This is a genomic window from Bacillales bacterium (assembly GCA_035700025.1).
Classification (GTDB): Bacteria; Bacillota; Bacilli; order Bacillales; family DASSOY01; genus DASSOY01.
On sequence record DASSOY010000063.1, the window covers coordinates 1 to 11,602 of the forward strand.

The window sequence follows — 11,602 nt, forward strand, 5'->3', positions numbered from 1 at the left end:
GCCCCGAGCGCAGCCAAGCCTTTCATCGCTTTTTTCACCGTGTTTGGAATGTCATGCAATTTTAAATCAAGAAAAACGCCGTACCCTTGCTCCTTCAATTCCGTCACGATCGAAGGACCCGCTTGATAAAATAGCTCCATACCGACTTTCACTGACAACGAACGGTTTTCAAAAGGCTGAAGAAACGTACGAACGTGTTGGGCCCGAGGAAAATCGAGGGCTACAAAGACGCGGTTTTCGATTGTCCCCAGCTCCTTCCCGTCAATTCCGAGATGTGCTCGACACCGAGGCGATCGAGCCAACCAGGCAAAGCATCAATGATTTCCGGACAGACGAGCGGGTTGACGAAGTTGGCCGTTCCAACAGCAACCGCGCTTGCACCCGCCATAAAAAATTCGATGACATCCTCAGGCGACTGAATCCCGCCCATGCCGATAATCGGGATGGAGACTGCTTGGCTCACCTCATAAATCATTCGGATCGCCACCGGCTTGATCGCCGGTCCTGACAGACCGCCGCTCAAGTTCGCGAGAATCGGTTTGCCTGTTTTCAAATCAATACGCATGCCGAGCAGCGTATTGATCATCGACAAGCCGTCCGCGCCCGCTTGCTCGACCGCCAGCGCCACTGCTTTCACGTCGTCGGTGTTTGGCGACAATTTCACATAAAGCGGCAAATGCGACGCCTTCTTGACTCGTTCCGTCAGCTCTGCTGCAAGTTCCGGCTTCGTTCCGAAGGCAATCCCGCCCTCTTTCACGTTCGGGCAGGAAATATTCAGCTCAAGTGCGTTCACATTCGGCGCTTCGCTGATTTTTTTCGCCGTTTCGACGTAATCTTCCATTTGTGAGCCAGCGATATTCGCAAGGATCGGCACGTCGTATTTTTCCAGCCACGGGAGCTGTTCGGAGACAATTTTATCAACGCCGGGATTTTGCAATCCGATCGCATTCAACATGCCTGCAGCCGTTTCTGCTACGCGCGGTGTCGGATTGCCGAACCGCGGCTCTGCCGTCGCTGCTTTGACCGCGATTGCCCCGAGTTTGTTCAGATCGTAAAATTCCGCATACTCGCGGCCGAAGCCGAAACAACCGGAGGCCGGCATGACCGGATTTTTCATGTTCAATCCTGGAAGTTCAACCGCTAACCGATTCATAAAACCACCTCTCCGGCCGGAAACACCGGTCCGTCCTTGCAAACTTTCCGGTAATCCGCTCCAGTTTCGTCTCCTTGCACGTGAACGACACACGCCAGACACGCGCCAACGGCGCAGCCCATCCGCTGTTCAAGCGATAAGTACGCTTCTTTTCCTTCAGAAGCCTGCTCCAATGCCTTCAACATCGGTGTTGGTCCGCATGCGTACAGCAAATCATAATCGAATCCGTACTTGGTGATCGCGTCCGTCACAAAGCCTTTCAACCCGTGCGAACCGTCTACCGTCGTGACATACGTTTCGCCGAGCTCAGAAAATTTCTCTTCATAAAAAACTTCCGCTTTTGAAGAAAAGCCGAGGACGTGTTTCACTTCGACGCCGCGTGACTTGAGCTGCCGCGACAAGTAGTAAAGCGGCGGCACGCCGATCCCGCCGCCGACGAGCAACACTTTGCGGTGTTGCTCCGCCGGCGCAAGCGAGAAGCCGTTGCCGAGCGGACCGAGTAAATCCACGACGTCCCCCGGCCGCTTGGCAGCTAAATTCGACGTCCCAGCACCTTCGACGCGGTAAATGATCGTCACTTCCTGTTTGTTACGATCAACGTCAGCGATGCTGATCGGTCTTCTCAGGAGCGTTTCAAAGCTTCCGTCGGTCCGCAAGTGAACAAATTGTCCCGGGTTTGTCATTTCATCGACAACTTCCCCGTGGAGTTTCAACTCATAGATGCGATTGGCGATTTCGCGCTGCCCGGTGATACGGACCTCGGAAATTTTCATAATTTGACTCTCTCCTTGTGATCCACCTTTGGCATGCTTTCCATGCGGAACATCATCGATTCCAATACGCTCAACAACGCGTCAGCCGTATCTAACGATGTGAGACAGACAACACCGTTTTCGACAGACTCTCTGCGGATGCGGAATCCATCGCGGGCCGTCCGTTTTCCTTTCGTCATCGTGTTGACGACGAACTGTGCATCACCTTGGCGGATGGTTTCAAGCAAGGTCGGCTGTTCATTGCCAATTTTGTTGACCGTCGTTACCGGAATGCCTTGGGATTCGATAAAGCTTGCCGTTCCTTCCGTCGCAAGAATCCGGTAACCGATTTGATAAAATCGTTTGACGAGATCGAGCGCTTCCGGCTTGTCTTTATCAGCGACCGTGAACAACACGTTGCCGTAAGTCGGGATCTTCATTCCTGAAGCAATCAACCCTTTATAAAGCGCCTTTTCAAGCGTTAAGTCTCTGCCCATCACTTCACCGGTCGACTTCATCTCTGGTCCAAGCGTGATGTCTACGCTGCGCAGTTTAGCGAAGGAAAACACCGGCACTTTCACAAACACTTCGTCGCTTTCCGGCTGACAACCGGTTTCATAGCCGTAATCTTTTAACTTTTCACCGAGAATCGCTTTCGTCGCCAAGCTCGCCATCGGTACGCCGGTAATTTTACTCAAGAAAGGCACCGTGCGGCTCGAACGCGGGTTGACCTCAAGGACATAGACGTCATCTTTATGGATGACAAACTGAATGTTGAGCAATCCGACCGTGTTCAACCCTTTCGCAAGCGCGATCGTATGGTCAATTAATTTTTGCTTCACACTGTCTGACAAGCTTTGCGGCGGGTACACCGCGATCGAGTCACCGGAGTGTACGCCTGCGCGTTCGATGTGTTCCATGATGCCCGGAATGACGACCGTTTCCCCGTCGCAGATCGCGTCGACTTCGATTTCTTTCCCTGTCAAATAGCGGTCAATGAGCACCGGATGCTCCGGATTGACCTTTACCGCATTTTCCATGTACATCTTCAAGTCATTTTCATGATAGACGATTTCCATCGCCCGTCCACCGAGCACGTAAGAAGGTCTTACAAGCACGGGGTAGCCAATGTCTTCAGCAATCGCCAGCGCGCCTTCTTGCGAAGTTGCCGTTCTTCCGAGCGGCTGCGGCACCCCGAGCTGCTCCAACGTTTGTTCGAACAAGTCGCGGTTTTCCGCGCGGTCCATGTCCTCGAGCTTCGTGCCGAGAATTTTTACACCTCTTGCCGCGAGATCGGCCGCTAAGTTGATCGCTGTTTGACCGCCGAATTGCACGACAACGCCGAGCGGATTTTCGTGGCGAATGACGTTCATGACATCTTCAATCGTCAGCGGTTCGAAATACAGTTTGTCGGAAATACTGAAGTCCGTCGAAACCGTCTCCGGGTTGTTGTTAATGATGATCGATTCGTAACCGGCTTCTTTAATCGCCCAAACCGTGTGCACCGTTGCATAGTCGAATTCGATGCCTTGACCGATGCGAATCGGGCCGGAACCGAGTACAAGCACTTTCGGTTTATCCGTAATGACCGATTCATTTTCTTGTTCATACGTTCCGTAGTAGTAAGGGGTTTCGGATTCGAATTCGGCTGCACACGTATCTACCATTTTGAAGACCGGCTGAATGTCGTTTTCCACACGGAAGTTTTCAAGTTCGAGAATACTCCAGTCCCACAATTCCGCCAGTTTCGAATCGGAGAAGCCGAGACGTTTCGCATTCAGCAGCAAGTCCTTATCACCGACCGAAGCTTTCAACGCTTCTTCCAACTTTACGATGTCAAGCATTTTATCTAAGAAGAAACGATCAATCATCGTCCATTCCCAAATCGTTTCCACGCTCGTGCCGCGGCGCATGGCTTCGGCAATCATAAACAACCGTTGGTCGTCGGTCTTTTTAATTTCCGTTTCCAATTCAGCATCGGACAAGTCTTTGGCTTCTTCAAGTTCAAGGTGATGGACGCCCGCTTCAAGCGAACGGACCGCTTTCAAGAGCGATTCTTCGAAGTTTCGTCCGATCGCCATCACTTCACCCGTGGCTTTCATTTGTGTTCCGAGCTTCCGGTTCGCGGCATTAAACTTGTCAAACGGCCAGCGCGGAAATTTCGAAACAACATAGTCAAGTGCAGGTTCAAAGCTTGCATACGTCGTACCGGTAATCGGGTTGATTATTTCGTCAAGCGTATAGCCGACGGCGATCTTCGTCGCCATTTTCGCAATTGGATAACCGGTCGCTTTCGATGCGAGTGCAGAAGAGCGGCTTACCCGCGGATTCACTTCGATGATGTAGTATTGCGAACTGTCAGGATCGAGCGCCAATTGTACGTTACAACCGCCTTCGATACCAAGCGCGCGAATGACCCTCAAAGACGAGTTTCTAAGCATTTGATAGTCGCGATCGGAAAGGGTCTGACTCGGAGCGACGACGATCGAATCTCCTGTATGAACGCCGACAGGGTCGATGTTTTCCATGTTACACACAACGATCGCCTGATCGTTGGAATCCCGCATCACTTCATATTCGATTTCTTTGTAGCCGGCGATGCTTTTCTCAAGAAGCACTTGATTGACCGGGCTGTTTTTCAAGCCGCTTGCCACGATTTCTACGAGATCGTCTTCGTCGTAAACGATTCCGCCTCCCGTTCCTCCCAGCGTGTAAGCCGGACGAACGATCACCGGATAGCCAATTTTATCAACGAACCGTCTTGCCTCTTCTAAGTTATGCACGATGTCGCTTTCGCACACCGGCTCACCGAGTTCGTTCATGAGGGAACGGAAAGCTTCGCGGTCTTCCGCTTGTTGAATCGAATTCAAGTTCGACCCGAGAAATTCGACACCGTGTTCTTCCAAGACGCCGCTTTCGGCTAACTCTACTGCAAGGTTTAGGCCGGTTTGTCCACCGAGCGTTGCAAGCAAACCTTCCGGTTTTTCTTTACGGATGATTCTTGTCACAAATTCTAATGTTAGCGGTTCGATATAAACTTCATCTGCCATCGCCGAATCGGTCATAATTGTCGCCGGATTCGAGTTGACTAATACAACGTGATACCCTTCTTCTTTCAAGGCGCGGCACGCTTGTGTTCCCGCGTAGTCAAATTCCGCCGCTTGGCCGATGATAATCGGTCCTGAGCCAATCACCAAAATTTTATTAAGATCCGTACGTTTAGGCATGTTGCAACCCTTCCTTCCTGCTGTTTTCCATCAATTCCATGAACTGTTCAAACAAAGGATTGGCGTCTTCCGGCCCCGGAGATGCTTCCGGATGATATTGAATGCTGAAAGCCGGATAGTCCAAGTGGCGCAAGCCTTCGATCGTGCCGTCGTTGACCGCTTCGTGAGTCGCTTCCAGACGCGTGCCAATGAGTGATTCTTCGTCCACCGTGTAGCCATGGTTTTGTGAAGTGATTGCAATTGTCCCGGCTTTAATGTCTCTTACCGGATGGTTGACCCCGCGATGACCGAATTTCATTTTTCTCGTATTCGCGCCGCAAGCCAGAGCAAGCAATTGATGCCCAAGACAGATGCCGAATACCGGGAATTTGCCGAGAATCGCTTTTAACGTTTCAATTGCCTGCGGGACGTCTTTCGGATCCCCGGGGCCGTTGGAAAGCAAGACACCGTCGGGATTTAAGCGGATAATTTCTTCCGGCTTCGTATCATATGGAACAACGATCATGTCGCATCCGCGAAGAATACATTCACGCATAATGCCGTTTTTCGCACCGAAGTCGATCATCACAACACGCTTTCCGCGTCCCGGAAGGGCATAAGAGTTTTTCGTTGAGACCCGGCTTACTTGATCGTGCGGAAAATCGGTTTCCCGCAGATGGCGAATCACTTCGTCAGGGTTGACGTCTGCGGAGCAAATTTTACCTTTCAACGTGCCGTGAATGCGAATCTTTCTCGTTAACATTCTTGTATCGATGCCTTCAAGGCCGGGAATGTCTTTCGCTTTTAAAAGTTCATCGAGCGTGGATTGCATTTGCCAATGGCTCGGCTTTTTCGCTGCTTCTTTCACGATCACACCGTGGATGGCTGGTTCGATCGACTCGAAGTCGTCGCGGTTAATGCCATAGTTTCCGATTAATGGATAAGTAAAAGTTACGATTTGTGCGCAGTAGGACGGATCTGACAAAGTTTCCTGATAACCAGTCATGCCGGTCGTAAACACAACTTCGCCTTCCGTATCTCTCTCGCTGCCAAACCCATTGCCGACAAATACACTGCCGTCTTCCAAAATCAGTTGCCGTTTCATACGCGGACGCTCCCTTTTTCAGAAATGATGTTGCCTTCTAAGATTGTCATCACCGGCCAGCCTTTACATGTCCAACCGGTAAAAGGTGTATTTTTACCTTTCGATTGAAAGTCGATCGTCTTAATGGATTTTTCAAGAGTTAAGTCAAGTACCGTAAGATCTGCGATCGCGCCTTCTTCCAGCCGTCCGTAAGGCAATCCGAATGCTTCGGAAGGTTTGATCGTCATAAAATCGATCAGCTGTTTCAAGGTAAGAACGCCTTTTTCCACAAGATGCGTATATAAAAGCGGGAACGACGTTTCCAGGCCGACAATTCCGAACGGACATGTTTCAATGCCTGCCGCCTTCTCCTCGTCCGTATGCGGCGCATGATCGGTAGCGATACAGTCAATCGTGCCATCAAGCAGTCCTTCAATCAACGCTTGTTTGTCCTCGTTCGCTCTCAGCGGCGGATTCATTTTGAAGTTTGGATCCGTTCCCGGAATTTCGTCGTCACTGAGTACCAAATGGTGAGGTGTCACTTCCGCCGTGACATGAATGCCGGCGCGCTTCGCATCGCGGATGACGCGAACAGATTCTTTTGTGCTCACGTGACATACGTGATAGTGTGCGCCGGCGGCTTCGGCAAGTAAAACATCGCGGGCGATGTGCACCGATTCGCACACGGATGGTATGCCGCGCAAGCCGTGTTTTTCGGCAAAAGTGCCTTCGTGCACACATCCGCCGTTAATGAGCGAGTTTTCTTCGCAATGGGCGACGATGGCTTTTCCTGCAGCAGCCGCTTTTTTCATCGCTTCCAGCATCATCCCGGCATCTTGTACACCGACACCGTCGTCGGAAAAAGCGAATACGTTGTCGCTGAGCGCAGCAAAGTCGACGAGTTCGCTTCCTTTTTCCGCCTGAGAAATTGAAGCGTAAGGCAGGACACGAATGACGGCATCTTTCGCGATACGTTGTTGCAAATCTGTGATTTTTTCGACATCGTCAGGGACCGGATTCGTATTCGGCATCGGCATAATCGTTGTATAACCGCCGTTTGCCGCTGCCCGCGTGCCGGTCGCGATCGTTTCCTTATGTTCACCGCCAGGCTCTCTTAAATGAACATGGACATCAACAAATCCCGGGGCGATCCGTTTGCCTTCTAAGTCAACGACTTGATGGTTACTCGCGTCGATGTTGTCTGCGATTCTCGCAATCTTTCCATCTTCCAACAACACATCGCTTTTGACAGTTTCTCCTTGCTCATTGAACCGCTTGCCGTTTTTCAATAACAATCCCATTCGAGCTCTCCTCTCCTTGTTGAAGTGCCCATTCGAGCACAGCCATACGCACCGCTACACCGTTTCTCATTTGATGAAAGATCCGTGAGCGTTCGCATTCTACGAGTTCACTTGCAATTTCTACATCTCTGTTAAAAGGCGCCGGATGCATGATAATGCTCGTCGATTTCATCCGTTTTGCCCGTTCGATCGTCAATCCGTAAGTCTCGTGATATTGTTCTTTCGTCATTTGCATTTTCTCGCCGTGACGCTCGTGTTGAATGCGGAGCATCATCAACACGTCCGCTTGTTCAACGGCCTCATCAAAAGGAACAAAAGTACCGTCGGGAATCGATTCATCGAACCACGCTTCCGGTCCGGAAAAGATGACATTAGCTCCCATCCTTTTCAAGACGCTGGCGTTTGAACGAGCCACTCGGCTATGCCTTACATCACCGGCAATGACCACATTCAACCCTTGCAAGACGAGAAACTCTTGCTGCATCGTCAAGACGTCAAGCAAAGATTGCGTAGGATGATTCCCGCAGCCGTCACCGGCATTCAAAATCGGAATGTGGACCCGGTCCGCAAGGTCGTCGAAATAACGATCTTGCGAGTGGCGAATGACGATCGCTTTTACACCAATCTCTTCAAGCAACCGGATCGTGTCGTATAAGCTTTCGCCTTTTTGGATGCTCGATGTTTGTTGATCGAGATTGAGCACCTCAAGCCCGAGTCTTTTCTCCGCAACCTCGAAGCTTAACTTCGTTCGCGTGCTTGGTTCGAAAAACATGTTGCAGACAAAGGTTTGCTCCTTGAGGGCAACCGAACGGCCTTTCGAAATTTGTTCAGCATTGTTGAGCAGTTTTTCTATGGTTGCGAGCGGCAATTCATCCATTGTCAACAAATGATTCACGGACGATTCCTCCTTATTACTAAAAAAACTCTTTGCCTGCTGGCAAAGAGTTAGACGACGCCTGTATTTGCATACACCGCGTGCGTACAAAGCCTTGCCAGCCTCACAGGACCGGTTTAAAGGACTATTTATTCCGAATGCTCACTTGATCGATTGAATCCATTTCCTTTACTTCTACAACGATGGTTTCGTCTTTCGATGTCGGTACGTTTTTTCCAACGAAATCCGGGCGAATCGGCAACTCGCGATGACCGCGGTCGACGAGCACGGCCAGTTGAATTCTCGCCGGCCGGCCGCGGTCGATGAGCGCGTCGAGGGCAGCCCGAACCGTACGGCCGGTAAACAAGACGTCGTCGACGAGTACGACATTTTTGTCAGCGACTTCAAACGGAATGTCGGTTCCTTTCAGTTCTGGTTCCGATTCATCCCACTTCTTCGTCAAATCGTCACGATACAGTGTAATGTCGATTTCTCCGACGGAGACAGCAGCACCTTCAATTTGTTCGATTTTGTCCGCAATGCGCCGAGCCAAGTAAATGCCGCGTGTTTTCACACCGACGAGAACAATGTCCTCAATTCCGCGGTTGTTTTCGATAATCTCGTGTGAAATGCGCGTCAGCGCTCGTCGGATCGCTTGTTCGTCTAATAGGATCTTGGAAATACGATCACCCCATCAAGGGAAACGCGGCTCATGCACTATCCAATTTGGCGGCGTTTGCCTTCGTTTCCATTATCGGCCGACGGTTTCATGCCGCCGACGCCATTCGGTTGCTTGACTACTGCGAGACAAGATCAAAAAATCCTCCCGCCGCAGGCGAAAGGATTTGGACATACGTGTACCATCTATATGTCGCTCCTTCTCAGCCTCACGGGACTGCAGTTAAAGGATCTTTCATTTCATTCCATTTCTATTGTTGATTATCACAGAGTTGGACGCAAGTGTCAAGGGACAATCACCCTTTTTTGAACCGTTTTCGCTTTTTCTTCTCTCTTCGAGGCGGCAATGACACCTTTTCCGTATCTCCGCCGTCGACGGCAGTAGAACGTTCACCTGTTTGATCCACTTGTTGCTCAATCGCTTTCACTAATTCAAGCAAACGTGCATATTTCTTTTCGTCCTTCTGATGCAGCGCTTCGCGTTCGATCCGTTTGCGCAGGCAGGAAATGTCTGTTTCGATCGACCGATCTGCAAAACCGTCGGCTTCGCATGACGAAGCCAGTTCCTTGCCCGCCAGCCATTGCAAAAGCTTCCGCTGGTTTTCGTCAATCTCCACTGTCTTTTCGTACATTTCCCCGAAAAACAACGAAGCGAATCCGCGCCGCAACTGCTTCTCTCTTTTTTTGTATTCGTCATACAGCATAAACACTACGTAAATCAAACAAAACGAAAGCAGAAAATAAAACCCTTGTTTGCTGCTTAAAAATAAAATCGGATAGCCGAGCCAGTGGAACGATTTTCCGGCGATGCCCATGATATCTTCCGGCAAAACGGTAAACGGATCTTGTCCGCCGTTGTGATCCCCCTTGATGCGAAATTGCAACTGTCCGTTTACTTGCTTCTTTTCTACGACCCGGTGAATGATCGTCTCTGGATAACTTTTGAATCGATTTCTGACGGATTCGGGAACGTGAACGACAATGACGTCACCCTTTTGAACCTTTTCAGGAGAAACCGGTTCGACCCAAACGAGATCACCGACGCGAAAAGTCGGAATCATGCTCGTGCTCGGAATCGCTGCGAACGGCGGGGTTCCGAACTGAAAATAAAGGATGACGGCTCCCCAACCGGCCAAAAACAAGAATGTCGTTATTCTTCCAAACGCTTTCATCGCTACAGCCCCTGTATACCGATCGTGGAAAAAAGCGGCGATCCCATCGTCGCCGCTTCTTTACATTCTTACCATACAATGAAATTGTAATTGGTTCAATTGCTTTTGCTGCCCCGGAGGCAACGAACCGGCAGGACTTACATAGGACGCAATGATGTATAATGTCGTATTGCCAGGCACAATTTTGCCAGGCATGAGAATGCCTGTTGCTTTTGTTCGATTCAAATGAACCATCGCTTTGTCCGCAGTAAACTTCTTCAGCGCCGTTCCATCGTCGAGAATAAGGTCGGCCGCTGATGCGTCGACAATCGGATAATAGACGCCGACGTCCATCCACCAATTGGATTTCACGAGGTTCGTCTCACCGTTAGCTTGAACGAAATTAGTCGCGCTCAAATAAATTTGTGCCAATTCGCTGTAACGCTCATTGCCGAGTTCGATTTTGTACAGCGGGATGCCGGCAATCTTCTGCGGTCTCCCCTTATGAACGTCGAATGCGCTGCCGTCGACTATCGAAGTGATCGCCGCCGCTTTGCCGCCAGGCAGCGCGCTGTCCGTCGTAATGTGCAGCTGCAACAGTTGAGATGTGAACGCCCAACTGACGAACGATAAGGAGAATACAGCGGTGACTGACAGGAGAAACATTTTTTTCTTCGTCACCTTCATTACGTTCAACACCTATCGAATTTCGACGTAATATTCAGGCGACAAGCTCGATCCGTCCGTCGTTGCTGTAGAAATGCAGTAGAAGCTGCCGCTGTCGATGCTGATGGAGTATAAATCATACGTGTCATTGATCGTGAACGAAACGTAGCCGTTGGCCAATGTCAAGACGCTCGGTTCGGACAAAACATCTGTCCAGACCGTGTCTTCCGTATTTTTCCCGTAAATGTTAATTTTCAGATTCAAATAGCTGTAGTCGTTGGCAAGCGCGGCCGCGTTGCTTAAATAAAGGGTTCCGTAAATATCGCCTGTCGCCCCTGCGCTTCTGTCAATGATGTACAAGTCGCCGGATCCGGTCGTTCCGGACGTATTTACGGCAGGTTGCCAACTAGAAAAATCTACGGTGCCGTAGTTACCTGCGCCCGCGACTGCTTGTGTAACGTCTGCAAACCCTGTTGAAGACACTGTGACCGTCTTTGTCGCTTGCGTGCTCGCGTAGTTAATCCCGGTAATCGCCAGCGCCGTTACCACAGCCAACACAAAAAACAGTTTTCGTTTCAATGAAAGTCCCCTCTTTCTCAATGTGATCGAAAGAGGCCGGTTGCACTACTCGCTCCAATGCGCCCTGTAAGTGCCCAAATAAAGACGCAGTTTCATCGCTCCCTCGACTATCCTCCTTATATTACCAAAAAGTTACGACGAAAGTACTAAGATGTTAC

General features: G+C 50.3%; 11 protein-coding genes and 1 riboswitch. All 11 genes read right to left on the minus strand.

Translation table 11 applies throughout. The features are described from left to right. Positions 1–242, minus strand: a 242-nt coding sequence (locus VFK44_10250; protein ID HET7628757.1) for an orotidine 5'-phosphate decarboxylase / HUMPS family protein, incomplete at its 3' end; no start/stop codon positions are given. Continuing rightward, positions 221–1,153, minus strand: a complete 933-nt coding sequence (locus VFK44_10255) for a dihydroorotate dehydrogenase (protein ID HET7628758.1) — start codon at positions 1,151–1,153, stop codon at positions 221–223. The genes VFK44_10255 and VFK44_10250, both read right to left, overlap by 22 nt. Next, entirely contained in the window at positions 1,150–1,926 is a 777-nt protein-coding gene (locus VFK44_10260; GenBank protein HET7628759.1) for a dihydroorotate dehydrogenase electron transfer subunit, read from the minus strand. The genes VFK44_10255 and VFK44_10260 overlap by 4 nt, the downstream gene beginning before the upstream one ends. Continuing rightward, a complete protein-coding gene (carB, locus tag VFK44_10265) occupies positions 1,923–5,132 on the minus strand; it encodes a carbamoyl-phosphate synthase large subunit (GenBank protein ID HET7628760.1) in 3,210 nt (1,069 codons plus the stop codon). The genes VFK44_10260 and carB overlap by 4 nt, the downstream gene beginning before the upstream one ends. Continuing rightward, positions 5,125–6,216 carry a carbamoyl phosphate synthase small subunit gene (locus VFK44_10270; protein ID HET7628761.1) on the minus strand — a complete coding sequence of 364 codons (1,092 nt, stop codon included), beginning with the start codon at positions 6,214–6,216 and terminating at the stop codon, positions 5,125–5,127. The genes carB and VFK44_10270 overlap by 8 nt, the downstream gene beginning before the upstream one ends. Further along, a complete protein-coding gene (locus VFK44_10275) occupies positions 6,213–7,496 on the minus strand; it encodes a dihydroorotase (GenBank protein HET7628762.1) in 1,284 nt (427 codons plus the stop codon). Before VFK44_10275 ends, VFK44_10270 begins: the two co-directional genes overlap by 4 nt. Continuing rightward, the gene (locus VFK44_10280; GenBank protein ID HET7628763.1) at positions 7,459–8,391 is read right to left on the minus strand and encodes an aspartate carbamoyltransferase catalytic subunit; all 933 of its coding nucleotides are present in this window, start codon (positions 8,389–8,391) and stop codon (positions 7,459–7,461) included. The genes VFK44_10275 and VFK44_10280 overlap by 38 nt, the downstream gene beginning before the upstream one ends. Before the next feature lie 124 nt (positions 8,392–8,515). Beyond that, positions 8,516–9,052: a bifunctional pyr operon transcriptional regulator/uracil phosphoribosyltransferase PyrR gene (gene pyrR, locus VFK44_10285; protein HET7628764.1), complete on the minus strand. Its 537-nt coding sequence runs from the start codon at positions 9,050–9,052 to the stop codon at positions 8,516–8,518. 292 nt (positions 9,053–9,344) lie between these two features. Then, complete coding sequence (locus VFK44_10290; protein ID HET7628765.1) at positions 9,345–10,220, minus strand: signal peptidase I; 876 nt, start codon at positions 10,218–10,220, stop codon at positions 9,345–9,347. 60 nt (positions 10,221–10,280) lie between these two features. Beyond that, positions 10,281–10,886, minus strand: coding sequence for a hypothetical protein (locus tag VFK44_10295; protein HET7628766.1), 606 nt, complete (start codon positions 10,884–10,886; stop codon positions 10,281–10,283). Between the two features lie 12 nt (positions 10,887–10,898). Further along, on the minus strand, positions 10,899–11,444 hold the full coding sequence (locus VFK44_10300; protein ID HET7628767.1) for a hypothetical protein: 546 nt from the start codon (positions 11,442–11,444) through the stop codon (positions 10,899–10,901). 28 nt (positions 11,445–11,472) lie between these two features. Continuing rightward, positions 11,473–11,556: riboswitch (cyclic di-GMP riboswitch) on the minus strand. Positions 11,557–11,602: the final 46 nt, after the last annotated feature.